The sequence below is a fragment of the Pontibacter rufus genome (genome assembly GCF_015694705.1).
Lineage (GTDB): Bacteria > Bacteroidota > Bacteroidia > Cytophagales > Hymenobacteraceae > Pontibacter > Pontibacter rufus.
The window spans coordinates 104,136-120,620 of sequence record NZ_JADQDR010000006.1 but is presented as its reverse complement, the minus strand read 5'-3'; the positions used below and the strand labels follow the sequence as shown (position 1 = coordinate 120,620).

The following is a 16,485-nucleotide window of genomic DNA, read 5'->3' as shown; positions in this document are numbered from 1 at the left end:
ACTGTTGCCAACGCAAATCGGCTGATGCGTGATTTACAGTAGATCACTACATCTTTGCAGGTATAAAGCCTTAGGAGCGTGGTACAACCTGCGCGTCCGCCAGCTTGTCGTGCAGCAACTGATACTGCGGCAGGCCGCTCCGTGTAATAAAACGAAACAGGAGCACAAACAAGGTGAGTGGCTTGGCAAAATACCGGATGCTGGCATTTATAAAAGAAAGGCGTCCTCCCGCGCTGTCCTGCACCTTCAGGCCCGCTACATATTTACCCAATGTGGCCTGGCATGGACAGGTTTCTGTTCCGGCAAAGTATAGCCAGCCGAGCAGCACGTGCAGCAGGCGCTCCGGCTTCAGGAGCAGTGCTGTTTCGTCGCTGCTGATTGTATAATAATCGATTATCGCTAAAATAATACAAAACAGCAGCAAATCAATTACCAGCGCCACAAAGCGGATACCAAGGTCCGACAGCACAAGCGGTTTGGTTGATAAAGCTGTTTTCTTGTCTGATTCAGCGTATAAACTTTCCATAAAATAAGGGAGCACCAACATAAATTTCTTTACTATACTTGAATTTGCACGTCAGGTTGTATTTATCCGGTATTGTGACTGATTTTAACTGCCGAAGAATGACAGTTGCTGTGCGGGCTGCAGCACTCCCTCATGCCGCAGCAGCCATTCTTTGCGCCACAAGCCGCCCGCATAACCTGTCAGGCTGCCGTCGCTGCCGATAACGCGGTGGCAGGGTACAATGATACAGAGTGGATTTCTGCCATTGGCCGCGCCAACCGCCCGGATGGCTTTTTCGCCTGATACGGCCCTGGCCACCTCCAGGTAAGAGCAGGTTTTGCCAAACGGAATTAGTTTCAGCTGCTGCCATACCTGTTGCTGGAAAGCAGTGCCCGCAGGTTGTAAAGGGAGATCGAACATTTGGCGGGCGCCTTCAAAATATTCGTGCAACTGCCGGAGGCATAACTGTCCCACAGCCGTTACAGTAGCTTCCGGGCCAGGAACTTCGCAGAAGCTGACAGCAAGTATAGCTTCATCATTTCCATCAATGCGCAGGCAGCCGATTGGTGAATTGTAATAAGTGGAGAAGGTTATGGCGCTCATCATCAGGTAAATGTATGATTTTGTGCGCACACAGGCAACCAGAAACTGGTACAACAGCTAAGAACTGTTAAAGTATAGTACGAAGAAAGTGTGAACGTAGCGATACTTCTGAACCTGTTTGTGCCGAAAAGAAAGTGGTCTGGGCCTGCAGTTTATGGGGAATAAGCTGTAGCCCTAAACAGATTACAGGTATAATAATCACCTACGGCGATGCCGGAAAGAGCAACGAGGATGCCGTAGCTGCATGAGGGTTAATTACAAAAGTAAAGCGGTGCTACTTTAGGCGTCTTACGGAGCAGCCACAGTCAGGGAGGATTTTGCGGACGAAGTTGCGGGCGCCGGGGTAAATTTCTTGATCTCGTTTTTATTTGGTTTCAGGCTCATCAGGTATTTATAAATGGCCCGTAAATCCCCTTCTTTCATGCCGGCATACATACTCCAGGGCATTACTGTGTTAAAGGCATCCGGCGCCGGGCTTGCCGTCATCGCTGCTGGGTTGCTATATACCTTAAAGCACTGTACAAAAGCATCTGCTGTCCAGTTGCCAATACCTGTTTCTTTGTCGGGCGTGATGTTGGCCGAGCGCACCATGGCGCCGCCTGGCAAGGGAAATTCAAATCCGCCTGCAAGGTACCTGGCGGCAACCGGCGCTCCTTTTTCCTGCGGCGTATGGCACTCGGCGCAGCCGGCAACAGTAAGCAGGTATTTGCCCAGCGCTACAGAATCTGCCAGCACCACCTCTCTGGTTGCTTCCGCAGTATTTTTAGGAATGGTACGTAAAATCAGGCTCATCGGGAAGTCCGGCCTGGATGGGGGTACTTCGTGCCGGATGGGCGCCAGGCTGCGGATGTAAGCAACAATGGCATAAGCATCTTCCACAGACATGTGGCTATACGAGCGGTAGGGCATCAGCGGGAAAAGTGGCTCCCCGTTTTTGCTCACTCCGGATGTAATAGCCCGGTATATTTCGCCGTCAGTCCAGTTGCCGATGCCGGTTTCTTTGTCGGGCGTGATGTTCCTGGCGTAGAAAGTGCCCGGGAAGCCGAGGGTGTGGTCAAACTTTTCGCCTCCGCGGCCAAATGTGCCGGCTACAGGAGGGCCGGAAAAGCGCGACCAGTCGCGGGTGGAGTGGCAATCGATACAGACAGCTACGTGGTTGGCCAGGTACTCACCGCGCTTTATCAGGGCAGGTGCCTTTTCGATGGTGATGGCGGGAGCTGCATCCACATTCGGCAAAGCACATTGAAGGTAAAGCACGACAAGGGCAGCGACGGTTGCCAGCGCCACCAGGGTATAGCCTATCACTTTAACAGCTTTTCTCATGTAGATTGCCTGTTTTGGTATAAATCAGCTGTAAGGTAAGTAGGGGCTTTACCTGAATATAATTGTGAATATCTATGATTAATATTAATAAAGCAAATATTATAATTGGTTAATTTATAGGTTAACAAAGCCTGCTATGTGTTTAAACAGGCAAATAAAAGCCAAAGGTGCCGCAGTATATGCTGCGGCACCTTTAAAATTTAAGATTTGGTTTCTGCTACTGAAAGGTATCTTTGCTGTCCACAATCTTTACGCTTTTTACATTAAGGTGATAATTAGCGATTTCCTCGTCTTCTGCCAGTACTTCCTGCGGCAGGCCTTCTTTCACCAGGTTAGAATAGCTCATCGGAGACGGTGTGTTGTTAAGCAGCGATTCTTTGAGCGGTTCTGCTTCGCTGTCGTCGGTTACAATCGTGACAAACATGTTCTGCGTATCCCAGTACCGCTTAATGGCTTCGTTTACATCTTCTACGGTCAGGTTGGCCAGCAGTTTGTCCATCTCTTCCACATAGTTTTGGCGGCCATAAAAGCGGGAGTCCATCAGAAAGCCCAGCTGTTTTTCTTCTGTCTGGGTGTATAGTTTCATATAAGAGCGCAGGAACTTGCGTGTCAGCTCAAATTCCTCCGGCGTCATGCCGTTCTTTATCAGGTCATCTACCTCGCGCATGGCCAGGCGCAGCGCAAAATGTGCATGGCCAATGTTGATATCGCTTAGCTCGGCATACTGCTTTTTTAAACCTTCAGCAATCTGTACCGGCCGTATCCAGAGGGCAAAATAGTTGGACGTGCGCGGCACACCCGGATTTGGCAGTTGGCGGCTGCCGCCGTTGTCGTACCACTCGATGTAAGAATAGTCGCCGTAGTTCATCGAGCGGGTTGTGCGGATCTTGTCGTAGAGCTTGCCGTAGCTTTTGCGGTGCTCCCCTAAGTATGAATTAGCAACCATTAAAGCGGCAAAATCATCAGCTGAACGCGTAATCGGCATGGGCGCACCCGTAAAAATAGCAGAACCCAGCGCATCGTCTTTTTTGATGATTTCTACCTGCACGCCATCCGGCTGGTTGGGCTGGCCTGCCACCGGAATATCGGGCTTTACGTCGGATAGCTGTGCTACGTCGGCCTTTAGTTTGTCCAGGAAATCAGGGCTGTAGTTGCCGGCAATGCCCAGCATTACATTATGCTGCGTAAAGAAATTCTGCCAGTGGTTCTTCACGTCTTCCAGCGTTATATTTTTTACGCTGGCCGATTTGCCTTCTACCATGTGCTGGTAATTGGTGCCGCGAAACAGTAAATCCTCCAGCGCTTTCTTGCTGTATTCCTCGTCCGAAGAAGCCCGGATCACTTGATCCACAAAGTTCTGCTGGTTAGCCAGCACGCGTTTAAAATCTTCTTCCGCAAAGGCCGGGTGCAGCAGCAGGCCGCGCACAATCGGATAAAATTCGTTCAGCTTCTCGGCCGGCACCTCAAAGGTAAAAGTGCTTACTTCCTTGTCCACATCGGCGTAATAATCGGCTGCCCACGGGAATATTTTGTCTTTGATCTCAGATATGGTCATGTCCCGGGTGCCGCTCTGCGTTATCATCCGGGCGGTGGTATAGGTCAGCCCTTCTTTGCCTTCCGGGTCCGACATAGAGCCGTTTTTGAACATCAGCTTAATAATCACCTTATTCGACTGCGGGTTGGGCAGTTCTACTATTTTGCCGGGACCAAAAGCCAGGTTGGCATCATAGGCGGCCAGCGTGGAGGCATTTGCGGTTGCAGCATCAGTTGTTGGCTGGGATGCCTGTGGCTGTTTGGCACAAGAGGCCAGGGCAAGCACAGCAGGCAATATATAAACAGCTATTTTTCTCATTTTATACTTCATCAGGTATGATTTATCGCTTTGTGTAACCGGACAAAAAGGTTTTGATTGTTGTTTGCTTGATGGTTGAATTGCTAGATGGCTTACTTGTCAGACTAATGAAGTATAAGCTTGGGTGAGCTGCCAAAAGCGTGGTATGAAGTATAAAAAGAAAGTTACGCCAGGTATAAGTCTTCGATTTGCAGCTTATACTTATACTTTGTTCCTGCTCCTCATCAAATAAACTTCTAACAATTCAGCAATTAAAACATCAGCACATCAAACAATCAGCACATTATTCAGATGGCCTTACTTTACAGGCGGATTATCGGTTGGGGCAATGGTGCCCACCGTCATGGTTTCGGGCTTAAAGTATTTCTTAGCCGCCGCCATCAGATCCTGCGCCGTAATGGTGTCATACACGCTGTAAATATTATTCAGCGATTCGGGGTTACCGGTGAGCCAAATAAAGCGGCCCAGTGCGTTGGCAATGGCATCCGGACTATCCATGCTCATGGCGAAGGAATACTTAATGCGCGATTTGGTATCTTCAATTTTCTGTGCATCCATTGGTTTTGTTTTTGCCTCTTCCAGCGCCTTCATCAGTTCATCCTTCACGTACTGCATGTCTTTTACATCCAGCAGGGAGGCTGATACAGAAATGAGGTTCGGGTCGCGGGAGAACTGCGGGCCGCCGCCGATAAAGCGGGCTTTCTGCTCGTCTACCACCAGCTTGCGGTACAGATCGGAGTTTTCGGCAAAAAGTATGGTGGTAAGAATGCTCAGCGCCGGCAGATCTTTGTCTTTGTCAGAAAAGGCGGGGCCTTTAAAGTTGAGGCTCAGGTATGGCGGAAAATTTTCCTGCTTTACGTGGGCGTAGCGCGTCTTGGTCTGCTTCGGCTCCACCGGGATTTCAGGTTTATAGTTGCCGTGCTCCCACATGCCAAAGTATTGTTCGGCCAGCTTGTTTACGCGTTCCGGCGTTACATCACCCACTACTAATATGGTCGTGTACTCGGGGCGGTAAAACCGATCGAAAAAGGTGAGGGAATAGTCGTACTGGTTGGGCATGTCCACCACATCCTCAAAAAAGCCCATGGTGGTATGCGCGTACGTATGCTTGTTGAAGGCCGTGCCGGCTACTTTTTCGTAAAGCTGCTGGTAGGGGCTGGCGGAGTTTTTGGTATACTCGCCTTTCACGGCGCCGGCTTCTGTCTTAAAATCATGTTCGCTATACTTGAGGTGCTGGAAACGATCGGCTTCAATCTCAAACATCTTGTCGAGCATGTCAGCATTGCCGGTCATATAGTACATGGTGCGATCCAGCGAGGTGTTGGCATTGGCCGAGGCGCCCATGGCTTTCATGATGTCGCCATATTCCTCTTTCGAGTATTTATCGGTGCCCCGGAACATCATGTGCTCAAAAAAGTGCGCGAAACCGGTTTTGCCTTTTTCGGTTTCATCGCGCGAACCTGCCCGCACCACAATGTATAAAGAGGCAAGCCCGGGACTGTTATAAGGCACGGTTACTACATTCAGGCCATTGTCGAGCTTGTGCTGGGAGATGGGGTAGGGCAGAATCTTTTTGCCCGGACTGTCCTGGGCCACAGCCACAGCAAGGGAAAAGCACAGCAGCAGCGAGGCTACAAATTTATTTTTCATGAATCTGTGTTTGGTTAATTTGGCTCGTATCGCCCCGAAAGGCTGATATTAATGCTTAAATATAAGTATAAATAGCGGGTTTGGCCAATTTGTGTCCCTGTCTGAATCCTTGATGCTGCTAAAGCTATTCCGGCGCAGGTATTAATCCGTGCCAGGAAAATTCATCATGGAAATCACCTGAATCAAAAGAATTAAAACAACCTAAAGTAGCTGGGGTATAAAAAGCAACGGCTTGACATTTTTGCCAGGCCGTTGCTTTTATACTTGAAGAAGGGAGGAATTTACACCACCTTGGCTGGTTTGTCTTCTGGCTTCGCCGCCTCATCAAACAACTCAGGGTTTGAGAAATCTGTTTCCTCTGTTGTTAGCTCAGGATGAAACTCGCCTTCCCAGCGGGCTACTACGGCCGTGGCCAGGCAGTTGCCGGTTACGTTGATGGAAGTGCGGGCCATGTCCATCAGCTCATCGATACCGAGAATGGCAAATACCGGCCACACCGGCAGGTTGAAAGAGGCCACGGTGCCGAGCAGTATCACCAGCGAGGCACGCGGCACACCGGCTACACCTTTGCTGGTCAGCATGAGCGTAAAGACCATTACCAGCTGCTGTTCCCATGTCATGTTGATACCAGCGGCCTGGGCCACAAACACCGAAGCAAGCGATAAGTATAAAGTCGTGCCATCGAGGTTAAAGCTGTAGCCGGTAGGCATCACAAAAGCCACAATGCGGCGCGGCACGCCCAGTTTTTCCATTTCTTCCATGGCGCGCGGCAGGGCGGCCTCAGAACTGGTGGTGGCAAAAGCAATGGATACAGGTCCCGAAACAGCTTTGATAAACCGCTTTACAGGTACCCGGGCAATCAGCGCCACCGGCAACAGCACCAGCAGGGCAAATGCTATCAACGACACGTAGAGCGTAGCCAGCAACTGGAACAGGTTCAGCAGAATGCCAAAGCCCATGTGCCCTACGGTATAGGCAATGGCGGCGCCCACGCCTACCGGGGCAAAGTACATGACGATGTTGGTGAACTTAAACATGGTTTCGGAGAGGCTCTCACAGAAATCGAGCATCGGCTTGCGTTTGTCCTCGCGCACCATAATGAGGCCGATAGCAAATACCACGCTGAAAATTACAATTTGCAGCACCTGCCCTTCGACCACTGATTTGGCTATGTTCTCGGGAAATACGTGTAGGATAATGTCTGATACCGTTTGCTCCGGGGGCGCTACAATTTCTTCGTGGCCGGCAGCCAGCGCCGGATCGATGCCCTCACCGGCTTTGCTGATGTTGATGGCCGCCAGTCCGATAAAAAGGGCCATTGTCGTAACCACCTCAAAGTATAAAATAGCTTTCCAGCCCATGCTGCCCACCTGTTTGAGGTTGGAATGGCCGGCAATGCCAACCACCAGCGTAGCGAAGATAAGCGGGGCAATGATGGTTTTTATCATTTTGAGGAACACCTTGCTCAGCACACTCAGGTCCTGGGCAAGCACCGGAAAGTCATAGCCAATCTCGGCGCCCAACACCATACTAACCAGGATCCAGGTAGTAAGCGAGCGCTTCTGCACGCCATAAGCCAGCAAAAAGCCAATGCAAACCCAGCGCACCACGCGCAGCACATCGTCCGAAACAGCAAGTATGGCATAATGATCCAGCACACTTAAAAGCGCGGCAATGGTAATGCAAACGAGCGTGACAAGCGGTAGAAAAGACTTTTTCTTCATATAAATTGCGTGTAGGAGATGCAACAAACAACAGCAACCCCGTTTAAGTTTTAAAGGACAAAGTGCCCGTTTATCCTGAAAGTACCGGCAGAGCAGACGAGGCACAGCGCTAAAACCTTAGCAAATATAAGTTTTTAGCGCACACCGGCAAAATTACCAGAGCAGGGAGGCGCTTTGGCCGCAGCCCGGTGCTGCACAAGGTATCAAACCGGCACTAGGTTCTTTTGGAAGAATTACGCAACTTAACCGCACCCGAATCATCAAAATAAAATTACCGGATTTATGTTAAAATGGCACATAGAAGCCCTGCACCTCAAACTGAAGTATACCTGGAAAATTGCCCGCAATGCTACCGACGAAAAACTTAATTTTCTGGTGCAGGTGTCGGATGGCACGTTCAGCGGCTTTGGCGAGGCTGCCCCTAATATACGCTATGGCGAAACGCCCGAATTACTCCTGCAACAGTACCAGGTACTGCTGGCTGCCGGCATATCGGATGTGAAAAGTATGGAAGACCTGCTGCAACTGCTGCAGGAATATCCGCCTGCCAATGCCCTGCGCTTTGCTGTAGAGTCGGCGTACCTGCATTATTTTTGCCAGCATAAGGGTATAGCCGTGCACCAGCTGCTGGGCCAGGAAACGCCGAAGCCGCAGGCTACCTGTTTTACACTGCCCATAATGGAGCCCGATCAGGTACAGGAGTTTATAAAGCAGCACGGCCTAACCCGCTTCGGCAGCCTGAAAGTAAAAGTTAACCGCGAGGGAGCCGAAGACTTGGTACGCGAGGTGCTGCGCGTAACGCAGAAACCAGTTGTAGTAGACGGCAACGAGAGCTGGCAGGAGCCGGAAGAACTACTGGCATTTCTGGCGCAGCTCGACCGGGAACGGGTGCTGTTTGTGGAGCAACCCATGCCGGTTTCGTGCGCAGCGGCGTATGCACATATCAAGCCCATCAGCCCGGTGCCGCTGGTGGCTGACGAGTCGGTGACCGATGATGCCGATTTTGAGTTGCTGCGGGAGCAGTTTCATGGCATCAACATAAAGCTGATGAAAGCAGGCGGCTATTTAAATGCGGTACGCTTGTTGCAACAGGCCCGGCAGCATCACCTGATGACCATGATTGGCTGTATGGTGGAAACGACACTGGGCATCTGGTCGGCGATGCAGCTGAGCCAGGCTTTTGATTTTGCCGACCTGGATACCTTTATGATAATAGAAAAAGAACCTTTCGGGCTGGTACGTGAAGAAGAAGGGAAGCTATACCTGAAGTAGATTAAACTATACTGGTATGGGCGAGGCACAGAAGCCCATGCATAGTATAAAACAGGGTTCAATGCTGCCTGGAAGCTTTACAGGCAAGTTATAGAAGCAACTGAATTAAACAAATAGCCTGGCTATCAGGTATGAAAGACTGCAATTTTGAAACTTTCTGAAAAAAATAAACGTTAATATGTTTGTACATTAAATGTATATACATACATTTGTAACACCATGCGCCAAACTATGAAGATAGAGGACGAAATAAAGCAAAGTAACTTTAAAAGCAAGTACCAGAAGGCTTACATCAACCTGGTTTATACTTCGGGCTGGTTGCAACAGGCGCAGGCGGCTTTGTTTAAACCTTTCGGGCTTACTTTACCGCAATACAATATTCTGCGCATTTTGCGGGGGCAGTACCCTAAGCCGGCAACCATTAGCCTGCTGATTGAGCGGATGCTGGATAAAACATCCAACGCCTCGCGCATTGTGGACAAACTGGAGGCAAAAGGACTGGTAACACGCAAGCAATGTCCCGAAGACCGCCGCACCGTAGATGTGCTGATTACGGAAAAAGCACTTGCGCTGCTGAAAGAGATGGATGGCCTGGAAGGCGGTACAAAAACCGGCATTAAGAATTTATCAGAGCAGGAGGCGCATGAATTAAACCGCCTGCTGGACAAGATCCGCAACAAAGAGTAAAACAACAATCAACATACAATTTATTTAATTACAGAAATGAAAAAATTCACTATTCTCGCTTCATTGGTTGGCGCCCTGTTTTTTACAGCTTATGCCGGTAATACAAAGCATGATGCTGCTGAAGCTGCCAAAACTGAGGTTTCCGCTCCTGCCAAAGGAAAAGTATACAGCGTTGTAGCCGATAAAAGCGAACTGAAATGGCATGCCAAAAAAGTAACCGGAGAGCATTTCGGCAACATTAAATTACAGAGCGGCGCACTTAACGTTGCTGGCAATAAACTTACCGGCGGTGAATTTGTGATTGACATGGGCTCTATCGCAAACACTGACATCAAAGACGAGGAGTATAAAACAAAGCTGATCACCCACCTGAAGTCTGATGATTTCTTCGGAGTAGAAAAGTTTCCGACAGCTACTTTCAAAATAACAAGTGCCAAACCTGTTGCCAACGCTGCGGCCGGCCAGCCAAACTATACAGTAACCGGCAACCTGACCATCAAAGGCAATACAAACCCTATTACTTTTCCGGCAACAGTAACCGTAAAAAACGGGGTAGCCACCGCGAAAGCCGATGTAACTATAAACCGCGCCAAGTATGATGTGCGCTACGGCTCTGAAAGCTTTTTCGGCAGCCTGGGCGACAAAGCCATCTATGATGATTTCGTGGTATCACTTAACGTAACTGCAAAGCAGTAAACATACTAAGTATCGGTGCATCTGGCTGTTTATGGTATAACGCGCTGATTAGTTGCCCGATACTTCACCTAAACACTTTTCCTTTCTTTCAATTTCCGCTCCGGCTTGGCAACAGGCCGGAGCGGTTTTGGTTTTAACCTTAGCCTGTGCGGTTTTGGGCTTATTGCCTATCTTTGGATTTATACTTCAAACCTTGTGCATCAGTCCGTTACTTTATACTTCTGAAAGATGAAAAATCCCGCATACTGCTCCGGCCTTTTACCTGTTATCTGTGTCGTCTTTTTTCTGTTGCTGGCTGGGTGCAGCGGGGGCGGGGAGCCCAACGCACAGCAAATAGTGGATGCGGCCATACGGGCGCATGGCGGCAAAAAGTATGACCACAGCATCGTTTCGTTCCGGTTCCGCGACCGGCAATACCGCGCCCTGCGCGATGGTGGCGCCTTTGTCTACAGCCGCACTTTCACCGACTCTACCGGCCAGCACGTGCACGATGTGCTGCGCAACAGCGGTTTCAGCAGAACTATAAACGATGCGGAAGTAACGTTGCCTGAGGACAGGAAGGCAGCCTATTCGGCATCCGTTAATTCAGTAATATACTTTGCGCTGCTGCCGTATTTTTTGAATGACGATGCGGTGCAGAAAGCATATGCAGGCGAGGCAACCATAAAAGGCGAGCCATACTATAAAGTGCGGGTTACGTTTGCACAACAGGGCGGCGGCGAAGATCACGAAGACACTTACATGTACTGGTTTCATCAGCAACAGCATACCATGGATTACCTGGCCTATACTTTCAGAGAAGACAATGGCGACCAGGGTTCCCGTTTCCGGGTAGCCGTTAATCCGCGCAATGTTGGCGGTATCCGCTTTCAGGATTATATCAATTACACCTCTAAAACACAGATTCCGCTGGAGCAGTATGACAGCGCCTACGAAGCCGGCAAACTGGAGAAAGTATCAGACATCAACCTGGAAGAGTTGGCTGTGCAGGAAGTTAAGTAGCCGTTCGTAGTGCCAGCAGTTTACGCCACCTCAAAAGTGCCCGGCAAAGCTACCGGCAGCGGCTTGTTGCGGCTATGTACCTGGTGCAGGAAATCATCCAGTTGCGGCTTATACTCCAGGTGATAATCTTCGTGCAGGTTTTTCCGGATAAGCTGAATAGTGCGCAGCAGCAGGCGCACCGTTGAGGTGAAAAAGACTTTATAGTAACTATCGAAGTGGCCGGTAAAATTGTTGAAGATGAGGCTAAGGATATAAAGCTGCAGATCTACTTCGCCTTTGGCATCTTTGGTGATGCGCTTGTAACGGGCTACTTCTTTAAGCGCTTTGCGCAGGGCTCTGGTAAGTGCTTTGGGCAGGCTGCGACCGCTGGCGTTCAGCAGCAGGTCTTGTATGGTATCGGTACTCTGGGCGTATACATCAGCCAGGGTTACTTCTTCCAGCAACTCAAAAGAAAGCAAATCATATAGTTCGGCATCCCGGCGTACGGCTTTAAGTATTACGGCTTCTTTTTCTTTGTCGCTCAGCTGTTTAACAGCCAACCGGAAGGCAGATGAGATAACGGGCATAGGTTAGTCCGGCAGGTTTTCCAAATCCAGCAGATCCTGCTGGCGGGCAGATGCCTTTTTGTTGCGCTTCAGGTCTTTCAGACTGATGAAATAGGCCGCCACATCACCGAAGGGCAAACTTGCTTTGTTGTTCCAGCAGGTGTCGAAATCCACGCCGGCTAGGCCGGTAACCAAATCAATGCGATTTGGCGGGTAACCCAGCTGCACCACAATATCGGGCGTGGTCAGATCCTGCAGGTTTACCTGCTGCTCGTTGTAGCCAAATGCCTGAAGGGCTGCCAGTACTTTAAATGCATTTTCAAGGGATGGATCTACCCAGATATCAATGTCGCCGGTGTAGCGGGGATAGCCATATACGGCCACAGCAAAGCCACCTGTTATGATATACTTTGCCTGGCAGGAATTCAGTAACGCTATGAAATGCTGGAAATCATTGTTCAGCTCCATTTCTGTAAAAAGTTTATACAAGGCCCGCAACTGCTCCAGAGCGGCAAGGCGCGCGGCCGGGGGCTGAGCAAGCCAGTACGACAAATCGTTGCTGCTATCCGATACAGGTTTTTTGCAAACTGCTCTTTTGTCGGGGCGGGACAGGGAGTCGCTGGCTTTCGTCTTCATAATAAAAAGTCTGATAGCTAAGCCACCCGCCGGGCAGGCAACGAGTATGTATGGCTGCTACATTTGCGGCGGCCATACACAAAAGTATAAGTTTTACAGGTTATCGTCAAATAATTTGTTCGTTGCTGCCTCAACTCCTCAAAAACTGACGGCAAATGCAAGGCAGATTATTTGCGCCTTCACAGGCATTCGGAGGAAGTTATCTCGCTTTAACTACTGGTATCCGGCTACACCTGCGGAACCGGCTGTATGCACGAAATCACCGGAGCTGCCCTGCGCCTGCCACTTTACAAAGTATCCGTATTGATGGGGAATTACTTATTTCGGCCGGTTTATAGGCTTTAAGCGGAATTATGCACCTGCCGGGTTTGTTATAATCCATACTTCTGTCCGGAAGGAGCAGGAAGGCCGGGCACTTTTATACTTGCCCTGCCGCTTCCTGAAATGCTTATTTTTTCGTAATTTTGTGCCATGAACTGGGATACAGAAATTTTACATAAAGAAGACGTGGCCGTGCTCGAAGAGAGCACTGATCTGCGTAACCTGGTCGTATACAACGATGAGGTAAATACTTTTGACCACGTGATCGACACCCTTATTAAGGTATGCGGCCACACGGCGGAGCAGGCAGAACAGTGTACCATGCTGATTCATTACAAAGGCAAATGCACGGTAAAAGTTGGCTCGTACGAGGAACTGGAAGGCAAGTGCACGGCCCTGCACGACAAATCGCTTTCTGCCAACATTGAGTAACAAGGGAGGAGATTAATGGATTTTCCATCGAAGCTGATTGAGAATGCCGTGGAAGAACTCGCCAAGCTCCCCGGTATCGGAAGAAAAACGGCCTTGCGCCTGGTGCTGCATTTGCTGAAGGAGGAATCAGAAGAATCGTTTTTGCTGGCGGAGGCGCTGGTGAAAATGCGCGCTGAGGTGAAGCACTGCCGCGAATGCCACAACATCTCGGATACCGAAGTATGCAGTATCTGCACCAACCCGCTTCGCGATCGCAGTCTGTTGTGTGTGGTAAGCGATATCCGCGATGTAATTGCCATTGAAAACACAGGACAGTACAAAGGGTTGTACCATGTATTGGGCGGCGTTATTTCGCCGCTGGAAGGAGTAGGCCCCTCCGACCTGCATATAGATTCGCTGCTGGAACGACTGCCGAACTCAGAAGTAAAGGAAATACTGCTGGCCATCAGCCCTACCATGGAAGGGGATACCACCGCTTTTTACCTGACGCGCAAGCTGCGCGATAACAAGGTGCGCATTACGAGCATTGCCCGTGGCGTGCCGGTAGGCGGTGAACTGGAGTATACCGACGAGATTACGCTGGGCCGTAGCATTGTAGAGCGAACGGTTTACGGGAAAGTATAAGAAGTATAACAGGGGCTCTTCTGGCCCTGGTAAGGAATGAAAAGCCCAGGCACTGCCTGGGCTTTTTTTGTTTCCCTGAAGGTAATTCCGGTGCTCAGGTATAGGACTACTCTGTCGCTTTTATCTGAGCTATACTGTTATAAGAGGCTGTCGTTTGAGCAGTTTTTCAGTTTGTTTGTACAAATTGCTGTACTTGCATCTCCCCCCAAATAAATTAAAATCCCTCTTGTAAAGCCTCTGAGGGATGTTTCATACTTTTTATGAAGCTGTTTATGTCTGCTTCTCAAAGCATAAAGTGTTAGCAGTTGTACAATTTACCTGTTTGTCTAAACTTTTTTATAAAATCTAAGTATTAGGACATATAAATATTATAAATCTTAAATAGTTATTATATATACTGCTATTTACTGTTGCTTTTACCTTATGCCACCCTTTACAAATACACGTTTTCCTCACAAGCTGTTGTTTGTCTTATGGCTCGGCCTGCTTATGGTTACCGGGCAAGTAAGGGCGCAGCGATCTACTGGTTCTAACTCTATCTCCTCTCCGGCTGCATGTACCCCTGCGGTTATGCCCGTTATTAAGCCCACGGCACCCTTCGCTTCTGATGCCACAGAGATATTTATATGCAAGGGAGGCAGTGCGATTCTGGATGCTACGATAGCAGAAGGCTATACTTACGAGTGGAGCAACGGCAACACCATCAGCACCTCCATCAATGTTACCGGTGCCGGAACATACTTTGTGGAAGTGACGGACGAAAACGGATGTGTGGGCATTTCCAACAAAATAAAAGTAATCGTAAATGATAAATTAATATCCCCCGTTATCCAGGTGTCAGGGCCAACGGCCGTCTGTGAAAGCGGAAGCGTAACTTTATCAGTGCCTTATATTGAGGGTACCAGCTATTTCTGGCGAAAAGACGGAAAGACCATCATAAAAGGCGCTGTTACCAGCATTACGGTTACGGAGCCAGGCGTTTATTCGCTTATGGAGTCTAATTCCTGCGGCGCGGCTTACAGCAAGAAGCCGGTTGAGTTCATTATCGATCATCCCATTCCTGCCTTTGCCATAACTTCTGACAAACCGCTTAGCTTCTGTGAGGGCGACAGCATCACCTTCAGCGCGCCTGTGGTGCCGCATGCCACTTATGTATGGAAGAAAAACGGCATTCCGTTTGGCGACGGACAGCCAGAGCAGGTTATTAAGGAGGAGGGGCAGTATAGTGTGGATTTAATGAATGCCTGTGGCGTTTATTCCAGTTCGAACCAGGTAGCGGTTACCGTAATGCCCGCGCCGGAGGCACCAGCGGTTACTGATGGCAGGGGATGTACCAATTCACGCATCACGCTTACGGCAAAAGGTGTGGCCAACGGCATGTATCAGTGGTATACAAGCGAAAAAGGAGAAACAGCCATTACGGGCGCCGTAAACGAAACATTCGTAACCCCTGCGCTAAGCGCCACAACTACTTATTATGTAACCGCCAGCAATGGCAGCTGCGAAAGCGCCCGTGTGCCTGTGGCGGCTATCATCGAAACAGTTCCTGCTGCACCCATTATTACGGTTTCCGGCGCTTCCACGGTTTGCCACGGCGAAAGAGTTATACTGAAAGGCCCGTCGCTGGCGGGTTTGATGTACCAGTGGAAAAAGAACGGGAAAGCCATTTCCGGTGCAACAGACAGTATCTTTTATGCAAAACAGAGTGGTGCCTACACTCTGGAAGTTCGGAATACCTGCGGTTCCAAGGCCTCTTCAAATTCTGTAAAAGTGGTGATAAAGGAATTCGTTATGCCACCTGTAGTGCAGGGAAGCGGCTCCTGCGAGCCGGCCAGCCTTACACTGAAAGCAGCAGGCGGAAGCAGCAACGGCTATCGCTGGTATGAATCCTCGGCAAGCGATTTCCCGATTCCGAATGCCACAGGGGGCACTTTTGTAACGCCTAAGCTGAAAGTATCCAAAACATACTATGTATCTGTTGTGCAGGATGGGTGCGAGAGCGAAAAAGTGCCGGTGGCAGCTTTAATACTTCCTTTTCCGGATGCAGACGCCGGCGAAACCCTGGTAATTGAAGAGGGGCAGAGCGTTACACTGCAGGGAAGCGGCGGCACATCTTATACATGGGAGCCCGCTACAGACCTGAGTGATCCGAACATCGCAAATCCGGTGGCCAGCCCGAGAGAAACCACTACCTACAGGCTTACGGTAACAAACCAGGCAGGCTGCCAGGACACAGCGCATGTGGTAGTGCTGGTAGAAAAGACGCTTGATATTCCGAATGCCTTTTCTCCGAATGGAGATGGCGTAAACGATACCTGGCAGATAGGCAATATCCTGGAGTTCCCGGGGGTGAAGCTGGAGGTCTTTAACCGCTGGGGTAACAAGATTTACCAGAACGACAGCTACCAGAATGACTGGAACGGCACTTACAGGGGTAACCTTGTGCCTGTGGGCGCTTACTTCTACATATTTACGCTTCCAAGCAAAAGGCAGCTTACGGGTTACCTGAATGTGGTTCAATAGCGGGCCTGCTGCACAAGAGTGTCATGTTAAAAGCAAACCGGTGAGTACCCATTTGCTATACTTTCTTTTCTCGGTTTATACAGTATGAAT

15 protein-coding genes are annotated in these 16,485 nt (G+C 49.6%); 7 read left to right on the top strand and 8 right to left on the bottom strand.

The features are described 5' to 3' along the window. Window positions 1–70 precede the first annotated feature (70 nt). The 6 genes from I2I11_RS11600 to I2I11_RS11575 form a co-directional block, all read right to left on the bottom strand. Complete coding sequence (locus I2I11_RS11600) at window positions 71–526, bottom strand: RDD family protein (protein ID WP_196267875.1); 456 nt, start codon at window positions 524–526, stop codon at window positions 71–73. Between the two features lie 84 nt (window positions 527–610). Next, the gene (locus I2I11_RS11595) at window positions 611–1,111 is read right to left on the bottom strand and encodes a methylated-DNA--[protein]-cysteine S-methyltransferase (protein WP_370582969.1); all 501 of its coding nucleotides are present in this window, start codon (window positions 1,109–1,111) and stop codon (window positions 611–613) included. 285 nt (window positions 1,112–1,396) lie between these two features. Then, window positions 1,397–2,431 carry a c-type cytochrome gene (locus I2I11_RS11590; protein WP_196267874.1) on the bottom strand — a complete coding sequence of 345 codons (1,035 nt, stop codon included), beginning with the start codon at window positions 2,429–2,431 and terminating at the stop codon, window positions 1,397–1,399. Between the two features lie 217 nt (window positions 2,432–2,648). Continuing rightward, on the bottom strand, window positions 2,649–4,283 hold the full coding sequence (locus I2I11_RS11585) for a M16 family metallopeptidase (protein ID WP_196267873.1): 1,635 nt from the start codon (window positions 4,281–4,283) through the stop codon (window positions 2,649–2,651). Between the two features lie 297 nt (window positions 4,284–4,580). After that, window positions 4,581–5,933 (bottom strand): M16 family metallopeptidase, encoded by a 1,353-nt coding sequence (locus I2I11_RS11580; RefSeq protein ID WP_196267872.1) that lies wholly within the window; start codon window positions 5,931–5,933, stop codon window positions 4,581–4,583. Window positions 5,934–6,214: 281 nt separating this feature from the next. Beyond that, window positions 6,215–7,657 carry a dicarboxylate/amino acid:cation symporter gene (locus tag I2I11_RS11575; RefSeq protein ID WP_196267871.1) on the bottom strand — a complete coding sequence of 481 codons (1,443 nt, stop codon included), beginning with the start codon at window positions 7,655–7,657 and terminating at the stop codon, window positions 6,215–6,217. Between the two features lie 282 nt (window positions 7,658–7,939). Between I2I11_RS11575 and I2I11_RS11570 the strand changes: the two genes are divergently transcribed. The 4 genes from I2I11_RS11570 to I2I11_RS11555 all read left to right on the top strand — a co-directional run bounded on the left by I2I11_RS11570 (window position 7,940) and on the right by I2I11_RS11555 (window position 11,314). Beyond that, window positions 7,940–8,929 (top strand): dipeptide epimerase, encoded by a 990-nt coding sequence (locus I2I11_RS11570; RefSeq protein WP_196267870.1) that lies wholly within the window; start codon window positions 7,940–7,942, stop codon window positions 8,927–8,929. 231 nt (window positions 8,930–9,160) lie between these two features. Then, window positions 9,161–9,616, top strand: a complete 456-nt coding sequence (locus tag I2I11_RS11565) for a MarR family winged helix-turn-helix transcriptional regulator (protein ID WP_196267869.1) — start codon at window positions 9,161–9,163, stop codon at window positions 9,614–9,616. Between the two features lie 36 nt (window positions 9,617–9,652). After that, on the top strand, window positions 9,653–10,312 hold the full coding sequence (locus I2I11_RS11560; protein ID WP_196267868.1) for a YceI family protein: 660 nt from the start codon (window positions 9,653–9,655) through the stop codon (window positions 10,310–10,312). A 228-nt stretch (window positions 10,313–10,540) separates the two neighbouring features. Continuing rightward, entirely contained in the window at window positions 10,541–11,314 is a 774-nt protein-coding gene (locus I2I11_RS11555; RefSeq protein ID WP_196267867.1) for a DUF6503 family protein, read from the top strand. A 20-nt stretch (window positions 11,315–11,334) separates the two neighbouring features. On the opposite strand, the gene I2I11_RS11550 is transcribed toward I2I11_RS11555, so the two are convergent. Further along, on the bottom strand, window positions 11,335–11,880 hold the full coding sequence (locus I2I11_RS11550) for a hypothetical protein (protein ID WP_196267866.1): 546 nt from the start codon (window positions 11,878–11,880) through the stop codon (window positions 11,335–11,337). Between the two features lie 3 nt (window positions 11,881–11,883). Next, window positions 11,884–12,495: a nucleotidyltransferase domain-containing protein gene (locus tag I2I11_RS11545; protein ID WP_230680122.1), complete on the bottom strand. Its 612-nt coding sequence runs from the start codon at window positions 12,493–12,495 to the stop codon at window positions 11,884–11,886. Between the two features lie 471 nt (window positions 12,496–12,966). Between I2I11_RS11545 and I2I11_RS11540 the strand changes: the two genes are divergently transcribed. The 3 genes from I2I11_RS11540 (at window position 12,967) to I2I11_RS11530 (ending at window position 16,395) form a co-directional block, all read left to right on the top strand. After that, window positions 12,967–13,248 (top strand): ATP-dependent Clp protease adaptor ClpS, encoded by a 282-nt coding sequence (locus tag I2I11_RS11540; RefSeq protein ID WP_196267865.1) that lies wholly within the window; start codon window positions 12,967–12,969, stop codon window positions 13,246–13,248. Window positions 13,249–13,263: 15 nt separating this feature from the next. Then, on the top strand, window positions 13,264–13,872 hold the full coding sequence (gene recR, locus I2I11_RS11535; RefSeq protein ID WP_196267864.1) for a recombination mediator RecR: 609 nt from the start codon (window positions 13,264–13,266) through the stop codon (window positions 13,870–13,872). A gap of 570 nt (window positions 13,873–14,442) precedes the next feature. After that, a complete protein-coding gene (locus I2I11_RS11530; protein WP_196267863.1) occupies window positions 14,443–16,395 on the top strand; it encodes a gliding motility-associated C-terminal domain-containing protein in 1,953 nt (650 codons plus the stop codon). The last annotated feature ends 90 nt before the right edge of the window (window positions 16,396–16,485 follow it).

Excerpts from the sequence above, each read along its gene's own strand:
- I2I11_RS11560 (WP_196267868.1), top strand. The coding sequence starts at position 9,653 with ATGAAAAAATTCACTATTCTCGCTTCATTGGTTGGCGCCCTGTTTTTT.
- I2I11_RS11540 (WP_196267865.1), top strand. The coding sequence starts at position 12,967 with ATGAACTGGGATACAGAAATTTTACATAAAGAAGACGTGGCCGTGCTC.
- I2I11_RS11590 (WP_196267874.1), bottom strand. The coding sequence starts at position 2,431 with ATGAGAAAAGCTGTTAAAGTGATAGGCTATACCCTGGTGGCGCTGGCA.
- I2I11_RS11585 (WP_196267873.1), bottom strand. The coding sequence starts at position 4,283 with ATGAGAAAAATAGCTGTTTATATATTGCCTGCTGTGCTTGCCCTGGCC.
- recR (WP_196267864.1), top strand. The coding sequence starts at position 13,264 with ATGGATTTTCCATCGAAGCTGATTGAGAATGCCGTGGAAGAACTCGCC.
- I2I11_RS11555 (WP_196267867.1), top strand. The coding sequence starts at position 10,541 with ATGAAAAATCCCGCATACTGCTCCGGCCTTTTACCTGTTATCTGTGTC.
- I2I11_RS11600 (WP_196267875.1), bottom strand. The coding sequence starts at position 526 with ATGGAAAGTTTATACGCTGAATCAGACAAGAAAACAGCTTTATCAACC.
- I2I11_RS11580 (WP_196267872.1), bottom strand. The coding sequence starts at position 5,933 with ATGAAAAATAAATTTGTAGCCTCGCTGCTGCTGTGCTTTTCCCTTGCT.
- I2I11_RS11565 (WP_196267869.1), top strand. The coding sequence starts at position 9,161 with ATGAAGATAGAGGACGAAATAAAGCAAAGTAACTTTAAAAGCAAGTAC.
- I2I11_RS11570 (WP_196267870.1), top strand. The coding sequence starts at position 7,940 with ATGTTAAAATGGCACATAGAAGCCCTGCACCTCAAACTGAAGTATACC.
- I2I11_RS11530 (WP_196267863.1), top strand. The coding sequence starts at position 14,443 with ATGCCCGTTATTAAGCCCACGGCACCCTTCGCTTCTGATGCCACAGAG.
- I2I11_RS11595 (WP_370582969.1), bottom strand. The coding sequence starts at position 1,111 with ATGATGAGCGCCATAACCTTCTCCACTTATTACAATTCACCAATCGGC.
- I2I11_RS11545 (WP_230680122.1), bottom strand. The coding sequence starts at position 12,495 with ATGAAGACGAAAGCCAGCGACTCCCTGTCCCGCCCCGACAAAAGAGCA.
- I2I11_RS11550 (WP_196267866.1), bottom strand. The coding sequence starts at position 11,880 with ATGCCCGTTATCTCATCTGCCTTCCGGTTGGCTGTTAAACAGCTGAGC.
- I2I11_RS11575 (WP_196267871.1), bottom strand. The coding sequence starts at position 7,657 with ATGAAGAAAAAGTCTTTTCTACCGCTTGTCACGCTCGTTTGCATTACC.